Raw genomic sequence first — 16,012 nt, forward strand, 5'->3', positions numbered from 1 at the left:
AAAACACCTGAAGGCCTCCCCATCCAACTCACGTTTCCCACCATCGCCACACCATGCTACCACTGAAGAGAATAACAAGTGCTTGCCTGCTTTTTACCGGCCTCTTCAGCGCGGCCTGCTCCACGCCAGCTAAGGAAACTGAAGCCGCTTCAGCCTCCGCCACCAGCTACTTCCAAAGCCAGGAAACGGGCGTGCAGGACGGCGGCGTAAAGATGATTCCGATTACCACGCCCAAGGGCAAGTTCAACGTCTGGACGAAGCGCTTCGGCAACAACCCCAAGATAAAGCTGCTTCTGCTCAACGGCGGCCCCGGCGCCACCCACGAGTATTTTGAATGCATGGAAAGCTTCCTGCCCGCCGAGGGCATTGAGTTTATTTACTACGACCAGCTCGGCTGCGGCAACTCCGACAACCCCAAGGACACCGCCATGTGGAGCCTGCCGCGCTACGTGGAGGAAGTGGAGCAGGTGCGCCAGGCCCTGAACCTGACCAAAGACAACTTCTACCTGCTGGGCCACTCTTGGGGGGGCATTTTGGCCGCCGAGTACGCTTTCAAATACCAGGACAATCTGAAGGGCCTGATCATCTCGAACATGATGATGAGCTGCCCTGAGTACGGCCGCTACGCCCAGGAAGTACTAGCCAAGCAGATGAAGCCCGAGGTGCTGAAAGAAATCCGGCAGATAGAAGCCAGAAAGGATTTCGACAACCCGCGCTACATGGAGTTGCTTATGCCCAACTTTTACGCCGAGCACGTGCTGCGCCTCCCCCTCGACCAGTGGCCCGAGCCCGTAAACCGTTCCTTGGGCAAAACCAACCAGTCGCTCTACGTGACCATGCAGGGTCCCAGCGAGTTTGGTATTGCCGGCAAGCTGGCCAACTGGGACCGCACCCCAGACCTGCCTAAGCTCACCGTGCCCGTCCTCTCCATAGGGGGCAAATTCGACACTATGGACCCCGAGCACATGCGCCGCATTGCCACCCAAGTGCAGAATGGTACCGCCCTGATCTGCCCCAAGGGCAGCCACATGAGCCTCTACGACGACCAGCAGACGTATATGACGGGGCTGATTAAGTTCATGAAGGGCGTGGATAAGGGCGAGAAGAAAGTCGCCTTATAACTATCCGTGATACAATTATTCGTTTCATTATCAAATGCTTACGCAAGCAGAAACAATACATTGCAAGCCTGGAAACGCAGTGAGTCAGCTATTTAATTTTTCTCGTAAGCTCATCTGTATTTTTTGCTTGCTATATTTTGGTCGTTAATTTCTTCTCAACATATCTAACCATTTCTTTAACCACGTTTAATTAAATGAAACGCCTAACAAGTACTTTATTTAACCTCCTGATTATCTTAACTTTATTTTCCTGCAACAAAGAGGAAATAGCCCCCCAGACTGGTAACCTGACTGTAAAATTCCGCTACGCAAATGACCTTAGTGGTGCCACTTACTTGCTCTTCACTGAAGGAGTATGGGCGAGCACCAATCGCTTTGCGACGGCACTTCGAAGCGGCACTTTACCAACTGTATCATCGATGGCTAATGGCGGTGAGGCAACAGTCGAGTTCAAGGACTTGAATGCTGGCAACTATGTCTTTGTTCTAGGTAATGCCAACAGTTGGTCCGTGCAGGTTACGGCAGGCAAAACCACCGAGGTAAACAAGTAAGCAAGCGACCTGCTACCACACATCAATTTTAGTTCTCCGTACCTTGCGGCCCATTCGCAGCTTCATAGCTCCGAATGGGCCGTTACCGTTACCACGAATTCCTGACTTTCTAATACCCAGCACCATGTCTACCCGTCTCAATAAATACATCAGCGAAAGCGGCGTCTGCTCCCGGCGCGAAGCCGACAAATTCATTGAGCAGGGCAACGTGTTTGTGAACGGCAAGCGGGCCAGCATCGGCGACCAGGTGACGGAGAAGGACCGCGTGGTGGTGAATGGCAGCCTCATTGAGCCCCGCGCCCCCGAGGACGCGATTTATATTGCCTTCAATAAGCCCCCCGGCATCACCAGCACCACCGAAACCAGCGTTAAGGACAACATTATCCGCTACATCAAGCACAGCGAACGGATTTTCCCCATTGGCCGCTTGGATAAGGATTCGCAGGGCTTGATTCTTCTGACCAGCAACGGCGACATCGTCAACAAGATTCTGCGTGCCGGCAACAAGCATGAGAAGGAGTACATCGTGATGGTGGACAAGCCCATCACCGACAGCTTTATCGAAGGTATGCGCGGCGGGGTGCCCATCATGGGTATTATGACCCAGAAGTGCGAGGTAAAGAAGGAAACCAACTACATCTTCCGCATCACGCTCATTCAGGGTATGAACCGCCAGATCAGGAAGATGTGCGAGCATTTTGGCTACGAGGTGGTGCAGCTGGAGCGCATTAGGGTGATGAATATCACGCTCAAAGGCCTCGGTGTCGGCGACTGGCGCGAGCTAACCGAAAAGGAGTTGGAAGGCATCATGAAGATGACCGAAACCTCTTCCGGCACCAAGGAAGCCTCCTTGCCTAAGCGCCGCGTGGGTCCGCCCACTACGGCCTGGAGCAGCCGTCCCGCCCGTTTCAGCGAAGGAGAAAGCGAGGATAAACCCGCCCGTAAACCAGCTGGCGCCGGCGGGAAATCGGCCCCTCGCGCTGCTACTCCTAGCGGGCCTAAGCCGGGGCGCAAACCCGCCATGGGCAAGCCAAAACCAGCAGCTTCAGCGGCGGCTTTTGGCACAGAAAAGCCCCCCAGAAAGCCCGGCCGCCCCACCAGTGCCGGCTCCAAGCGCAAGCCCGCCGCCAAAACCCTGAACCGCGCCCCCAAAGGCAACGCCGGCCGCCGCGGCAGCAGCCGGTAGCGGCAGTTTCTACTTAATCAGCAACCCTTGAAGGATCAGTTATGATCTGACAATCAAGTGGCGGTCATGCAGAGCGCAGCGAAGCATCTCGCGTGCTGACGAAAGATTAGTAATCCTACTACCGCGGGCGAGATGCTTCGCTCTGCTCTGCATAACGTTCTTTATAAATACGTACCCTTTAGCCTATGCCTACTGAGCGCGAGAACATGATGGCTGGCGAGCTGTACCAGGCCAACGCCCCGGAATTGTTAGCCGCTCGTCAGCGCGCGAAGGCACTGTGTCACCGCTACAACCAGCAGCCATTGGAACTAGACCGCGCTGTGTTGGCCGAGCTGCTGGGCTATGAAACCGATGCTTACGTTGAGGCCCCATTGCGCTGCGATTATGGCTTCAACATTTACTTGGGTCGGAATTTCTACGCCAACTACAACCTCACCATTCTCGACTGCGCGCCGGTACATATCGGCGACAATGTATTTGTGGCGCCGAATGTGGTGCTGAGCACGGCGGGGCATCCGGTGGAAGTGGGCCCGCGCGTGGCGGGGTGGGAGTTTGCGCGCCCTATCACGATCGGCGATAATGTGTGGCTGGGCGCGGGCGTCATTGTGCTGCCCGGCGTGACCATTGGCGCGGGTACTACCATTGGGGCGGGCAGCGTCGTGACGCGGGATATTGCGGCCAATTCGGTGGCGGTGGGCAATCCGTGCCGCGTGATTCGATCGGCGCTGCCACCCGACCAGCAGTAGCAGGAACAGGGCTGTTTAGTGGGGAGTTGTTTGGCTTTGGCCTTTTGCGCAATCGTGAAGTAAATCCTATATTTCTTATGCGATTTAGCGCTCCTTATTCCTATGTCAGCCAGCTTCCTCGACCCGAACGCACACGCAGCTCTCGTGGCCCGAATTCAGACATTAACACCTGATAGTCAGCGCCAATGGGGCAAGATGACCGTGGGGCAAATGCTGGTGCATTGCGCCGATCAGCTGCGGGTGAGCCGGGGTGAAAAGGCGGTTACTTCTTTGCGGATCCCAGGCTTTTTGAAGCCCTTAGCGAAGTGGTTTTTTGTTACCCGTCTGAAGAGTTTCAAGCCGAACATGCAAACGCTGAAAGAGCTGGATTCTCAAGTCGGCATGACGTCGCCCACCACCTTTGAGGCCGACCGTCAGACGCTGCTGGATCTGCTCAATCCGGCTAAATATAGCCCGTCTGGGGTGGAGCATCCGGTGTTTGGGCATTTGTCACACAATGAGTTGGGGGAGGTTACGTGGAAGCACCTCGATCATCATTTACGGCAGTTTGGCGTGTAGCAATTCTTGCTGGCTCGCTTCTGACTTGCGGGTGTCTGACTGGCTGTTCTGTTGAGCGGTAGAGCTGCGGTTGAGAACCTGATTTAAGTAGTCAGCTTTTGACTGCTGGTACTTCTGCTGCTTAAACATCATCCCAACCCACTTTCCTGCTTATCTTGCGGTCAGCCTTTTGGGCCATTAACAAACTATTTTTGCCCCCCGCACCCCTCAACCACCCCTTTTCATGCTCCGCACCGACTGGACCCTCGACGAAGTAAAAGCCCTGTACCACCAGCCCGTGCTGGAACTCGTGACCCAGGCCGCCGCCGTGCATCAGGCCAACCAATCGACCGGTGAGGTGCAGGTATGCACGCTGCTGTCGGTAAAAACCGGCGGCTGCCCCGAAGATTGCTCCTACTGTCCTCAGGCTGCCCGCTACCACACCGGCGTAGAAGTGCACGCCTTGCTGAAGGATGAAGTAGTACTGGATGCCGCCCGCCGCGCCAAAGACTCGGGCAGCACGCGCTTCTGCATGGGCGCCGCCTGGCGCGAAGTGCGCGACAACCGCGACTTCGACCGCGTGCTGGGCATGGTGACGCAGGTAAACGACATGGGCCTGGAAGTGTGCTGCACCTTGGGCATGATCAACGAGTATCAGGCTGAGCGGCTCAAGCAAGCCGGCCTCTACGCCTACAATCACAACTTGGACACCAGCGCCGAGCACTACTCCGAGATCATCACCACCCGCACCTACGACGACCGTCTTAATACGCTCGAAAACGTGCGCCAAGCGGGTATTTCAGTGTGCTCGGGGGGCATTATTGGCCTCGGCGAAACAGACGAAGACCGTATTGCCATGCTGCACACGCTGGCCACCCTGCCCGCCCACCCCGAGTCGGTGCCGGTGAACGCGCTGGTGCCCGTAGCCGGCACGCCCCTGGCCGAGCAGCCCCGCGTGAGCGTGTGGGAAATGCTGCGCATGATTGCCACCGCCCGCATCTTGATGCCCCGCACCATGGTACGTCTGTCGGCTGGCCGTCAGGAAATGCCCGTGAGCGAGCAGGCCTTGTGCTTCTTAGCTGGCGCTAATTCTATCTTCTCCGGCGAGAAGCTCCTCACCACGCCCAACCCCGATTTCGACGCCGATAAGCAGATGTTTGCAACGCTGGGCCTGAAGCCGCGCAAGTCGTTCAAGGACATGCCCCAAGGCGCTACGGTATTGGCGAAGGCTGCTGTATAAAGTTCAACGAGGGACCTCACCCCCTAGCCCCCTCCCCTCGGGGAGAAGGGGAACTAGCCTTAAAAATAGATTTATAGTAATGACTAGTTAGCTAGAAAGACTAGAAGCTAGTTCCCCCTCTCCTCGTGGAGAGGGGGCTAGGGGGTGAGGTCCCATCAGAACAAGCAACATGCACCCATCTCCCCTCCTTCAGCGCCTTACGCAGCAACTCGTACAGCGCGAAGCGGCCGGCACCCGCCGGCAGCTGACAGTCGCGAAGGCGGGCCGGATAGATTTTAGCTCCAACGACTACCTTGGCCTAGCGCAACACAGCGCTTTGCAAGCGATTTTACAACGAGTATTAACCGAAAAAAGCCCCCCAGCCGCCGGCAGCACTGGCTCGCGCCTGCTCACCGGCAACTCCGCCGCCGCCGAAGTGCTGGAAACTCAACTGGCGAACTTCCACCGCGCTGAGTCGGCTTTGCTCTTCAACTCCGGCTACGCCGCCAACCTGGGCTTTTTTGCCGCCGTGCCCCGCCGCGGCGACACGATTTTTTACGACGAAGCCAGCCACGCCTCCGTGAAGGACGGCATCCGGGGCAGCTTCGCTACGGCCTACAGCTTTAGGCACAATGATATAGGCGACTTAGAACGGCGCCTGAGCCGAGCCACGGGGGCCGTTTTTGTGGCCGTGGAGGCGCTCTATTCCATGGATGGCGACCAGGCGCCGCTGCGGGAGCTGGCGGCCTTTTGCCAGCAGCGCGACTTGCATCTGATAGTAGATGAGGCGCACACCAACGGCATTTACGGTCCGCGGGGGGAAGGTTTGGTAGTGGAGTTAGGGTTGGAAGAGCAGGTATTCGCCCGTATTCTAACATTTGGCAAAGCCCTGGGCAGTCAGGGGGCATGCATAGCCGGACCGCAGGTGCTGCGCGAGTATCTGCTGAATTTCAGTCGGCCGTTTATTTATACCACCGCCCTGCCGCCGCTGGCTATAGCTACGTTGGCCGCAGCATACCAGATGCTACCGAATATGCAGCAGGAGCGGCAGCGGCTTTTTGCCCTTTCCGATTTGCTGAAAACCACGCTCAACGCGGTGCCTGGCTTGCACGTGCCGGAGGAAAGCCACATTATTCATCCCGTCTTTTTCCCTGACCACGCAGGCCCGGCGCACGTGAAAGCAGTAGCCCAGGCCGCGCAGGCGCAGGGCTTCGATGTGCGCGCCATATTGCCCCCCACCGTGCCTGCTGGTACCGAGCGCCTGCGGCTGATTGTGCACAGTTATAATACGGAAGCAGAAATTGAGGGACTAGCGGCCGTGTTGGGACGGATTAATTGATACCGAAATTCTTAAGCCGTAATACTAAGTTGACAACTGCAAGGAAGCGAAGTCATACTTTGATTACTAAAAGATGTGAGTAACCTCGTGTTGCATACCACAACTTTATATATTGCTGTCGCAATTTAATTTTTGCGATTTTTGCCCTTCAGAGGCGGGCTTTACGAAGATTGGTGCAGTGAAGTCATGCGGATATTACCGCATCTTGGCATTCGGTTAGTTGCAGCAATTCAGGTCATCACTGTCGGATTAAACGGCGACAGGAAATAAACTGAGGAAAATATTTAAAATCAGTTTCTATGAACGAATATTTGTTTTTTAAAGCCCGGTTGTATTTTACAGCAATAGTAACTATTGCTATCTGGTTGCTATTAGCTTGGGGGCATTATAATGGGGGTGTACCAAGCCATCACATTATGGCTCGTGCAGACATGCCTGAGATTTCTAACTGGTGGGGAGGAATATTACTTCCTTTACTTTCTTGGCTTTTACTTTATCGCGTCCACAAGAGAATTATTAGCAGTAAGAACAACGAAATACATAGCTCAGTGCTGTATACAAATGTAGCTTATGGACTCATTGGTGCTCTATTTTTCGGAATCCTACTTTCCATATTTTTCACTTTTGGCTATTCAGATATACAGGGCTATATGATGAACGGATTGTTTATACTTGCATTGTTCCTCCCAATTTATCGGGCAGAATGCTTACTTGGATTTGTTATTGGTATGTCTTTTACATTTGGCGCAGTGCTCCCAACTATAGCAGGGTTAATATTTGCACTAATAGGAGCAGTATTATATCTTTTTGTTCGGCCAGCAGCACTATACATAGCATCAGCTCTTGCACATAAAGTATCGTCAAATAAACATAAGGTAAATAGGTAAATATCGGTAGCAATTAAATTATATATTAAACACCTACTGCGTTAATAACCTTAAAGGTCAACACTACTAATACCAGCTAAAAAATACATTTATCAAAACTCTTCAGAAGTATTTTGCATAATCCTGAATGTGTGATTTTTTTAAACAGTATTATTTAAAATCAGCAGCGTAACCACGCGAAAAACTGTTACATCTGCCATACGCTTCTGAAGCTTACACATCTTGATATGGCTTTATGCAAGTCTATCAGCTCAACCGCAGCCGCTAATAGCAGCTTTGCTTAATGACCACTTTTTTGGAACAACTTTTCGTCACCGGCATTGGCACCGACGTCGGTAAAACCCTGGTAGCTGCCATCCTCACCGAAGCCCTGCAAGCCGACTACTGGAAGCCCGTGCAGGCCGGCCTCACGCCCACCACCGATACAGCCACAGTACGCTCGCTGGTAACTAATCCGGTTTCCCGGTTTCACCCCGAAGCATATCGCCTTGTATTGCCCGCCTCGCCCCACGCCGCCGCCGCCGCCGAAAATATCCGCATTCAGCCGGAGCGTTTCGTGCTGCCCCGCACCACCAACAACTTAATTGTAGAAGGTGCCGGGGGGCTTTTTGTGCCGTTGGCGCCGGGCTTCCTGCTGGTCGATCTGCTGGCGCAACTACAGCTGGCGACGGTGGTTGTGTCGCGCAATTATCTGGGCAGCATCAACCATACCTTACTCACGCTGGAGGCCTTGCAGCGGCGTGGGTTGCCTATCCGCGGACTGGTGTTTAACGGGGAGGTTACGCCCGCTACGGAGGAGTTCATTCTGGAGCACTCCGGCGTTCCGGTGATGCCGCGGTTGCGGCCCGAGGCGGTGACCGATGCGGCTATGGTGAGCCGCTACGCGGCGGAGTTTCGGGCGTGGGGCCTCACCCCCGGTTCCGTGGGGCCTCACCCCCGGCCCCTCTCCTAAGGGAGAGGGGAGCCTGACTTTAGTCTTTCTACGCCGTACCTTCCGCTTTCGCTTCAGGCACGGCTACCGTATTGTGATTTTGCAACAAAGCCCCCTATGACAAATAGGGGGCTTTGTTTATTAAGCTAGCATCTAGCAATGGTAGCCGTAGTTGAGGCGGGAGCTGAAAGTGCGCGTAGGCCGGGCGGCTGGCTCCCCTCTCCCCTAGGAGAGGGGCCGGGGGCGAGGCCCAATTCTTACCTTTGCGTCATGCCCACCCTAGCCGCCCGCGACCACGCCGTACTCTGGCACCCTTATACCCAAATGCAAACCGCTCCCCTGCCCATTCCCATCGTGCGGGGTGAGGGCGCGTGGCTCTACGCCGAAGACGGCACCGCCTACCTCGATGGTATTTCGTCGTGGTGGGTAAACCTGCACGGGCACGCCCACCCGCGCATTGCGGCCCGCGTAGCCCAGCAGCTCCAAACGCTTGAACATGTGCTATTTGCTGGCTTCACCCACCCGCCCGCCGTGGAGTTGGCCGAAGGATTACTGGAGATTTTGCCCCCCAACCAGCGCCGCATCTTTTACTCCGATAATGGTTCGACGGCTGTGGAAGTGGCCCTGAAAATGGCTCTGCAATACCACCACAACCATGGTCAGCCGCGCCGCACGATGGTGGCTTTCCGCGATAGCTACCACGGCGACACCTTCGGGGCCATGGCTGTGAGCAGCCGGGGGGCTTTTACGGCACCCTTCGCGCCGCTGCTGTTTGATGTGGCCTTTATTGATGTGCCAGTGCCCGGCCGCGAAGCCGAAGCGCTGGCTCAGCTGGAAGCCCTAGCCGCGCAGGGCGATGTGGCGGCCTTCATTTTTGAGCCCCTGCTGTTGGGCACGGCCGGCATGATTACGTACACGCCCGAGGTGCTGAACGAGCTGATTAGCTGCTGCCACCGCCACGGTATATTGGCCATTGCCGATGAGGTAATGACCGGTTTTGGGCGCACCGGCCGGCTTTTCGCCTGTGACTACCTGACGGAAAGGCCCGACATGGTGTGCTTATCCAAGGGCCTCACCGGGGGTACGATGGCGCTGGGCGTCACGAGCAGCACGGGGCCGGTGTACGAAGCATTCCTGAGTGATGACAAGATGAAGACCTTCTTTCACGGCCATTCCTACACGGCCAACCCGGTGGCGTGCGCGGCGGGGCTGGCCAGTCTGGAACTGCTGCGCGAGCCAGCTTGCACCGCAAATTTAGCCCGCATCTCTGCGGCACATCAGGCGTTTGCGGCGGAAATAACGGGCCAGCCCGGCGTGCGCGCGGTGCGCTTGCTGGGCACTGTAGTGGGCATAGAATTCGAAGAGCAGGCCACCACGTCCTACTTCAGCAGCCTGCGCGACGAGCTGTATCAGCTGGCCCTGCAGCGCCGCGTGATTCTGCGGCCGCTGGGCAACATTATTTACATCATGCCGCCCTACTGCACCAACGATGCCGAGCTAGACCTGCTCTACAACACCGTGCGCGCCATGCGCGAACTGGTCATTGCTCGGACTACTTTGGCTTAGCATTCAACAGGAGTAATTATTGATTTACCCGTATGTCATGCAGAGGCGGAGCCGAAGCATCTCGCGTGCTGATGTGAGGTTAGTAGTCTCACTAAACAAGCGAGATGCTTCGGCTCCGCCTCTGCATGACGACCTGCCCTAAGGCTGATCCAATCTACTGGGCCTAGCTTGCGGCCTGTTTGAGCTTTTAAAGTAATGTCCGACGACAACCTGATTCTGATTCGAGGCCGGGGCAGCGTGTCTGCGCTGGAGCTGCGGGGCAATTTCACAGCCTCCTCACCGCAACCTGCCTTTGCAAGCCGGCAAACCGGCACGCGCACCCTACCCGTTGGCAGCGTGCCCGCCGGAGTGGAAGAAGCAATAAGTAGTTTGCGCCACGCGCACGCCCCTTACCGCCAGCTCGACCGCACCGTATTATTGGGCTTGCTTGCCGCCCGCCAAGCCACGGCCCAGGCGGGCTGGGCAGCGCAGGATGCCAGTCTGGGCGTGAGCATTGGCTCCTCGCGGGGCGCAACAGGACGACTAGAGCAATTCCACGCCGATTTTCTAGCCGATGGAGTTGTAGCTGCGGCAGCGTCGCCGCTCACCACGCTGGGCAATGTGGCGAGTTGGGTGGCCTACGATGCGGGCGCTGTTGGCGGGGCAGCGCTAAGTCACTCCAGCACCTGCAGCAGCGCTTTTCAAGCGTTGGGCAACGCGGTAGCCTGGCTGCGGGCCGGCCTCGCCGATCGGTTTTTGGCCGGTGGGGCTGAGGCTCCGCTCACCGATTTTACATTGGCACAGATGCACGCCCTAGGCATCTACTCCACTTTTGCCCCCCAGGATTGGCCTTGCCGCCCTGGCGCGGGCGCACCTTCCACCTTCGTACTGGGCGAGGGCGCGGCGGTTTTTGCCTTGGAACGAGTTAGTCGCGCGACACTGGCGGCGGAGCAAGCCACGGCTTCGGCTCTTCAGTTTCGGCTGGAAAGTGTCGGCTTTGGCTTCGAGGCAATCCCAAGCAAAACCGGGCTTTCGCCGGATGGTCAGCACTTCCAAACGGCCATGCGCCAAGCACTCCAGCAGGCAAATTGCCCCCCAGACGCCGTGGATGCCCTCGTGCTGCACAGCCCCGGCACCCCCGCCGGCGACGCTGCCGAGCGCCGTGCCGTAGCAGCCGTTTTTGGAACCGAAGAAGCCCCCCAACTCGTCTCCAACAAATGGCTGGTCGGCCACACGCTTGGCGCCTCCGCAGCCCTGAGTCTGGAGTTTGCGTTGCAGATTTTAACACACCAAACCTGGCCTGCGCCGCCGTTCGGCACCTACTTGGCCCCCGCTCCTACTCGGCCCATTGGGCGTGTACTGGTGAATGCAGCCGGTTTTGGCGGCAATGCATCCAGTGCCCTAGTATCGTTAGTGTAAGAAATTCCTCTTACTTAACCTTGCTCTTAACCAGCACGTCATGCAGAGCATTCTGCGCATGAAGCAGAGACGAAGCATCTCGCGTGTTTAGCTGGATTACTAAAGTCAACCAATAAGAACGTCATGCTTGATCTGGCGTCCGCTGGTCGAAGCATCTCTCTCGCTTCGTTGAGATTACCATTGCAGTAGAGATGCTTCGACCAGCGGACGCCAGATCAAGCATGACCGCCTTTTTACAATCAGACGACTGCGAGCGAGATGCTTCGTCTCTGCTTCATGCGCAGAATGCTCTGCATGACGTTCTGGTAAACAAGAATAACTGCTGCCTTGCTACTGCCTTACCGCTCTGCTTGACGAGCGATTATTACAGTATTGTCCTAACTATTCCGGCTTACCCCGTATTTTACATCACCAAAATCGTCTATCGGTTCTTGACCACCCGCTTACTCCATCACCCAAATACCCCTCATGAAATTTCTTCGCTCCACACTTTTAGTTGCCGCGGTTGCCAGCTTCACCGCCCTGCGCGCCCAAAATGCCCCCCCATCCACCCCCGACCCAGCCATCAAGCAAATGGTGGAAGCCATTTCGGCGAAAACGCTGGAAGAGGATATTCGCAAAATGGTCTCCTTCGGTACTCGCCACACCCTGAGCGACACCAAAAGCAAAAAGCGCGGCATTGGGGCGGCGCGGAACTGGGTGGAGTCGGAGTTTAAGAAGTACGCCAAAGCCAGCGGCGGCCGCATGAAAGTAGAGCAGGACACGTTCACGGTGAAGCCCGACGGCCGGCGCATCGATAAGCCCGTGGTGATGGCCAACGTAATGGCGACCCTCCAAGGCACCGACCCCAACGACAAGCGCATCATCATCGTCAGCGGCCACCTCGACTCGCGCGTAACCGACGTGATGAACGCCACCGCCGACGCGCCCGGCGCCAACGACGACGCTTCGGGCGTGGCCTTGGTGATGGAAATGGCCCGCGTAATGGCCTCCAAACAGTTTCCCTGCACCCTCATTTTCGTGGCCGTACAAGGCGAAGAGCAGGGCCTATATGGCTCGACGCACATGGCCAAGCGCGCCAAAGCCGAGGGCTGGAACATCGTGGGCATGCTCAACAACGACATCGTAGGCAACTCCACCGGCTTCGACCCCGAGATTAAAGATCCCAAGCACGTGCGCATTTTCAGTGAGGGCGTGCCCGCCAACGAAACTCCCGAGGAGGCCCGCGTGCGTCGGCAGCTGAGCAGCGAAAACGACTCGCCCAGCCGCCAGCTAGCCCGCTACATCAAAACCACCTGTGAGCAATACCTGAATGACTTCGGCGTGCTCATCGAGTACCGCCCCGACCGCTTCCTGCGCGGCGGCGACCATACGCCCTTCAACCAGCAGGGCTTCACGGCCGTGCGCTTCACGGAAGTAAACGAAAACTTCAACCACCAGCACCAGGATCTGCGCACCGAAAACGGCATCGAGTACGGCGACAAGCCCGAATTTGTGGACTACGAGTACCTACGCAAGAACACCGGCGTAAATCTGGCCACGATGGCCAGCCTGGCCTGGGCGCCCCCCGCGCCGCAGAATGTAGGTGTGCTCACTGCCAACCTCACCAACCGTACGCAGCTGAAGTGGGACGCTCCCGCCGCCGGCGAAAAACCAGCCGGCTACTACGTGCTAATGCGCGAAACCAGCAGCCCCGTGTGGCAGCAGAAGTTCTTCGTGACCGGCACCACCGCCGATTTGCCCCACAGCAAAGACAACTTCATCTTCGCCGTGGCGTCCGTCGATGCAGAGGGCCACGAGAGCCTCCCCGTAACGCCGAAAGTGGTGCGGTAGGCAGGTAGCTTGACGACTAAGCAGGCTACACCTTTTGTTTTTATAGTGCATAAAAAAGCCCCCCAACATATTGGGGGCTTTTTTATGCCTTTTGATTCCGATTCGAGAAGTGTTTGTTCACCTATTAATTCATGTCGCTCACTATCTTAACAACATGCTCTACCGCGAAGCCCAAGTAGCAGACATTCCGCAGTACATGGCCGTACGCATGGCGGTCAAAGAAAATAAGCTTTCCAGCCCTGATCGGGTAACAGAGCAGGATAACATCGACTACCTCACCCGGCGCGGCAAAGGCTGGGTTTGCGAGACTGGGGGGCAAATTGTAGGATTTGCCATTGCCGACCTCCAAGACCACAGCGTTTGGGCGCTCTTCGTGCACCCCGATTACGACCGGCAGGGCATTGGCCGGCAGCTACAGACGCTGATGCTGCGCTGGTATTTCAGCCAAACGCAGCACCCTGTATGGCTGAGCACAAGTCCGGGCACGCGGGCCGAAGCCTTTTACCGGCAATCGGGCTGGCGCGAAACGGGCCGGACAACTAGTGGAGAAATCCGGTTTGAGCTGACCGTGGAGGAATGGAGTAAGCGCTCAAATCAGATTTAGAACTGGTTGTGGCAGCCTGATACGCTGAATCTATGGCTACCTTGTAGGTATGGAGACGACGCGTTTATTGCAACGGTGCTTGCTGCTCTTGCTGCTTCTGATGGGTCATTGGGTTCTCGCGCAGCGCACAGTTTCTCCCACTTTCAGCGTCGTGCCGCTGGGCGTGAAGGGCGGACTGGATGAGGGCAACCTTTCGGCCTATCTGGTTGCCCCGGCGGGCTCCAGTTCCTATGTGTGTCTGGATGCGGGCACTGTGTACAGCGGCGTGGAAAAGGCCGTGGCACGCAAGGTATTCGCGGGGCCAGCGACCGAGGTAATTCGCAATACTATCAAGGCTTACCTGATCTCCCACGCCCACCTCGACCACGTAACCGGCCTGCTCCTGAATGCCACCGACGACTCGCCCAAGAGCATTTACGGCCTAAGCGACTGCCTCAAAACCATTCAAAACGATTATTTCAACTGGCGCACCTGGCCCAACTTCGGCAGCAGCGGCGCCCCGCCGGCCCTGCGCAAATATCAGTTGCGTTCTTTATCGCCCGGCCAGGAAACAGCCATCGAAAACACCGATTTGAGCCTTCAGACGTTTGTGCTGAGCCACGGCAAACCTTATCAAAGCGCGGCCTTCCTGCTGCGGAGCAAGCAGAGCTACCTTCTTTACCTAGGCGACACTGGCGCGGATGCCGTTGAAAAAGCCCCCCAGCTGCGCAATTTGTGGCAAGCCATTCAGCCCCTGGTAAAAGCCGGCCAGCTGAAAGCCATTTTCATAGAGACTTCCTACGCTAATGCACAGCCGCCAGCCCAGCTTTTTGGGCATCTCACCCCGGCTTTGCTTATGCAGGAGATGACTGCCCTTAGTCAGCTAACCGGAGCCGCTGCGCTACGCGGGCTGCCAGTCGTAATCACCCATATCAAGCCCACGGCCGGCAATGAAGCGACCATCAAAAAGCAGCTCACCGAAGCAAATTCGCTGCAGCTGAAACTCATCTTTCCGGAGCAAGGACGGTTGCTGCAGTTTTAGCGTAAATCGTCTTTTGTAAAGAGGCAACATACTGCGTCTCGTCGTTTGCACCGTCCAGGCTTTGTTACAGCAGATTGTGCAACGACAAGACGCAAGATATTGCGTCTATACCGCGCATCAGCGGTCCAAAACTTCATGCAAATACCTTATAATGTTCTCATGATAATTACCCGCATTTGGCACGGCGTGACCCACGCTCATCACGCCGATGAGTACCTCAAATATCTGGAAGCATCCGGCCTTGCCGACTACAAGAAAACGCCCGGCAACTTAGGTGTGCAGGTGCTGCGCAGCATAGAGGGCGAAGTCTGCCATTTCTGGACCGTCACCCGTTGGGACAGCTACGAAAGCATCAAACATTTTGCCGGCGACGACTACGAAAAAGCGCGCTATTACCCCGACGATGCACGCTACTTGCTAGAGTTTGAGGCCAACGTCGTTCACTGCGATACCTTTGACTTTTAACTATTACCCTTTAATCAGCCTAATCTATTGGGTTAATGTATTTCATGAAGGTTTTCATACTATTCCTGACACTCACAATGGCTCTTATCCAGTCTCCGATAGCACACGCCCAAAAGCGAATGCAATCAGGCTACATCGTATTTGCGCATGGTGATACGTTACGGGGTGAATTAGAGGTCCCAACCCGTAGCACAGTGGCCCGTGGTGTGATGTTTCGGAAAGATCCAGCTTCGTCCAATAAGCAGTTTTATTCCATTAAGAAACTGCACAGCCTTCATTTATCAGATGGCAGGACCTACGTAATGCGCAAGATGCTGCCAGTGTCAAAACGTAACACACTGTGTTTGCTACTCGAACGCTTGGCCGGCGGCCGCGCTAACCTGTACCGTAGCACCTATAATCTGTTTGGCAACAATCCAGATGAAGTGTACGCCAACCAGTCCGCGCTCATTTACTACTATATCGAACGGTCAACTGAACGTACGCGCGCTCCCTATCTCTTGCAAGCCACGACATTCAGAAACGACTTGCGTAGTCTTTTTAGTGACTGTTCCACAGCCCCTATTATTACCGGTAAGTTCAGCGAGTCAAACTTGCTACACCTTGTA

The 16,012-nt window shown here is 56.0% G+C and carries 15 protein-coding genes; all 15 read left to right on the forward strand.

Annotated elements, in window-relative coordinates; genetic code table 11:
* Positions 1–53: 53 nt before the first annotated feature.
* The 15 genes from IEW06_RS10970 to IEW06_RS11040 all read left to right on the forward strand — a co-directional run bounded on the left by IEW06_RS10970 (position 54) and on the right by IEW06_RS11040 (position 15,404).
* Positions 54–1,121 (forward strand): proline iminopeptidase-family hydrolase, encoded by a 1,068-nt coding sequence (locus IEW06_RS10970; RefSeq protein ID WP_188548276.1) that lies wholly within the window; start codon positions 54–56, stop codon positions 1,119–1,121.
* Between the two features lie 194 nt (positions 1,122–1,315).
* A complete protein-coding gene (locus IEW06_RS10975; RefSeq protein ID WP_188548277.1) occupies positions 1,316–1,672 on the forward strand; it encodes a hypothetical protein in 357 nt (118 codons plus the stop codon).
* Positions 1,673–1,796: 124 nt separating this feature from the next.
* Positions 1,797–2,858 (forward strand): 23S rRNA pseudouridine(2604) synthase RluF, encoded by a 1,062-nt coding sequence (rluF, locus tag IEW06_RS10980; protein ID WP_229743107.1) that lies wholly within the window; start codon positions 1,797–1,799, stop codon positions 2,856–2,858.
* A 185-nt stretch (positions 2,859–3,043) separates the two neighbouring features.
* Positions 3,044–3,604 carry a sugar O-acetyltransferase gene (locus IEW06_RS10985; protein WP_187732574.1) on the forward strand — a complete coding sequence of 187 codons (561 nt, stop codon included), beginning with the start codon at positions 3,044–3,046 and terminating at the stop codon, positions 3,602–3,604.
* Positions 3,605–3,706: 102 nt separating this feature from the next.
* Positions 3,707–4,162, forward strand: coding sequence for a DUF1569 domain-containing protein (locus IEW06_RS10990; protein WP_187732575.1), 456 nt, complete (start codon positions 3,707–3,709; stop codon positions 4,160–4,162).
* A gap of 223 nt (positions 4,163–4,385) precedes the next feature.
* The gene (gene bioB, locus IEW06_RS10995; RefSeq protein ID WP_187732576.1) at positions 4,386–5,381 is read left to right on the forward strand and encodes a biotin synthase BioB; all 996 of its coding nucleotides are present in this window, start codon (positions 4,386–4,388) and stop codon (positions 5,379–5,381) included.
* A 169-nt stretch (positions 5,382–5,550) separates the two neighbouring features.
* Entirely contained in the window at positions 5,551–6,699 is a 1,149-nt protein-coding gene (locus IEW06_RS11000) for an aminotransferase class I/II-fold pyridoxal phosphate-dependent enzyme (protein ID WP_188548278.1), read from the forward strand.
* A gap of 299 nt (positions 6,700–6,998) precedes the next feature.
* Positions 6,999–7,586 carry a hypothetical protein gene (locus IEW06_RS11005; protein ID WP_187732577.1) on the forward strand — a complete coding sequence of 196 codons (588 nt, stop codon included), beginning with the start codon at positions 6,999–7,001 and terminating at the stop codon, positions 7,584–7,586.
* A 283-nt stretch (positions 7,587–7,869) separates the two neighbouring features.
* Entirely contained in the window at positions 7,870–8,538 is a 669-nt protein-coding gene (bioD, locus tag IEW06_RS11010; protein ID WP_229743108.1) for a dethiobiotin synthase, read from the forward strand.
* Between the two features lie 249 nt (positions 8,539–8,787).
* Positions 8,788–10,083, forward strand: a complete 1,296-nt coding sequence (gene bioA, locus IEW06_RS11015; protein ID WP_188548280.1) for an adenosylmethionine--8-amino-7-oxononanoate transaminase — start codon at positions 8,788–8,790, stop codon at positions 10,081–10,083.
* 195 nt (positions 10,084–10,278) lie between these two features.
* Complete coding sequence (locus IEW06_RS11020) at positions 10,279–11,481, forward strand: beta-ketoacyl synthase N-terminal-like domain-containing protein (protein ID WP_187732578.1); 1,203 nt, start codon at positions 10,279–10,281, stop codon at positions 11,479–11,481.
* 468 nt (positions 11,482–11,949) lie between these two features.
* Positions 11,950–13,314, forward strand: coding sequence for a M20/M25/M40 family metallo-hydrolase (locus IEW06_RS11025; RefSeq protein ID WP_188548281.1), 1,365 nt, complete (start codon positions 11,950–11,952; stop codon positions 13,312–13,314).
* Between the two features lie 154 nt (positions 13,315–13,468).
* Positions 13,469–13,918, forward strand: a complete 450-nt coding sequence (locus IEW06_RS11030) for a GNAT family N-acetyltransferase (protein ID WP_187732579.1) — start codon at positions 13,469–13,471, stop codon at positions 13,916–13,918.
* Positions 13,919–13,967: 49 nt separating this feature from the next.
* Positions 13,968–14,939 (forward strand): MBL fold metallo-hydrolase, encoded by a 972-nt coding sequence (locus tag IEW06_RS11035; RefSeq protein ID WP_223284636.1) that lies wholly within the window; start codon positions 13,968–13,970, stop codon positions 14,937–14,939.
* Positions 14,940–15,098: 159 nt separating this feature from the next.
* The gene (locus IEW06_RS11040) at positions 15,099–15,404 is read left to right on the forward strand and encodes an antibiotic biosynthesis monooxygenase family protein (protein ID WP_223284637.1); all 306 of its coding nucleotides are present in this window, start codon (positions 15,099–15,101) and stop codon (positions 15,402–15,404) included.
* Positions 15,405–16,012: the final 608 nt, after the last annotated feature.

It is taken from the genome of Hymenobacter qilianensis (assembly GCF_014638675.1).
Lineage (GTDB): Bacteria > Bacteroidota > Bacteroidia > Cytophagales > Hymenobacteraceae > Hymenobacter > Hymenobacter qilianensis.

Excerpts from the sequence above, each read along its gene's own strand:
- IEW06_RS10970 (WP_188548276.1), top strand. The coding sequence starts at position 54 with ATGCTACCACTGAAGAGAATAACAAGTGCTTGCCTGCTTTTTACCGGC.
- IEW06_RS10975 (WP_188548277.1), top strand. The coding sequence starts at position 1,316 with ATGAAACGCCTAACAAGTACTTTATTTAACCTCCTGATTATCTTAACT.
- rluF (WP_229743107.1), top strand. The coding sequence starts at position 1,797 with ATGTCTACCCGTCTCAATAAATACATCAGCGAAAGCGGCGTCTGCTCC.
- IEW06_RS10985 (WP_187732574.1), top strand. The coding sequence starts at position 3,044 with ATGCCTACTGAGCGCGAGAACATGATGGCTGGCGAGCTGTACCAGGCC.
- IEW06_RS10990 (WP_187732575.1), top strand. The coding sequence starts at position 3,707 with ATGTCAGCCAGCTTCCTCGACCCGAACGCACACGCAGCTCTCGTGGCC.
- bioB (WP_187732576.1), top strand. The coding sequence starts at position 4,386 with ATGCTCCGCACCGACTGGACCCTCGACGAAGTAAAAGCCCTGTACCAC.
- IEW06_RS11000 (WP_188548278.1), top strand. The coding sequence starts at position 5,551 with ATGCACCCATCTCCCCTCCTTCAGCGCCTTACGCAGCAACTCGTACAG.
- IEW06_RS11005 (WP_187732577.1), top strand. The coding sequence starts at position 6,999 with ATGAACGAATATTTGTTTTTTAAAGCCCGGTTGTATTTTACAGCAATA.
- bioD (WP_229743108.1), top strand. The coding sequence starts at position 7,870 with ATGACCACTTTTTTGGAACAACTTTTCGTCACCGGCATTGGCACCGAC.
- bioA (WP_188548280.1), top strand. The coding sequence starts at position 8,788 with ATGCCCACCCTAGCCGCCCGCGACCACGCCGTACTCTGGCACCCTTAT.
- IEW06_RS11020 (WP_187732578.1), top strand. The coding sequence starts at position 10,279 with ATGTCCGACGACAACCTGATTCTGATTCGAGGCCGGGGCAGCGTGTCT.
- IEW06_RS11025 (WP_188548281.1), top strand. The coding sequence starts at position 11,950 with ATGAAATTTCTTCGCTCCACACTTTTAGTTGCCGCGGTTGCCAGCTTC.
- IEW06_RS11030 (WP_187732579.1), top strand. The coding sequence starts at position 13,469 with ATGCTCTACCGCGAAGCCCAAGTAGCAGACATTCCGCAGTACATGGCC.
- IEW06_RS11035 (WP_223284636.1), top strand. The coding sequence starts at position 13,968 with ATGGAGACGACGCGTTTATTGCAACGGTGCTTGCTGCTCTTGCTGCTT.
- IEW06_RS11040 (WP_223284637.1), top strand. The coding sequence starts at position 15,099 with ATGATAATTACCCGCATTTGGCACGGCGTGACCCACGCTCATCACGCC.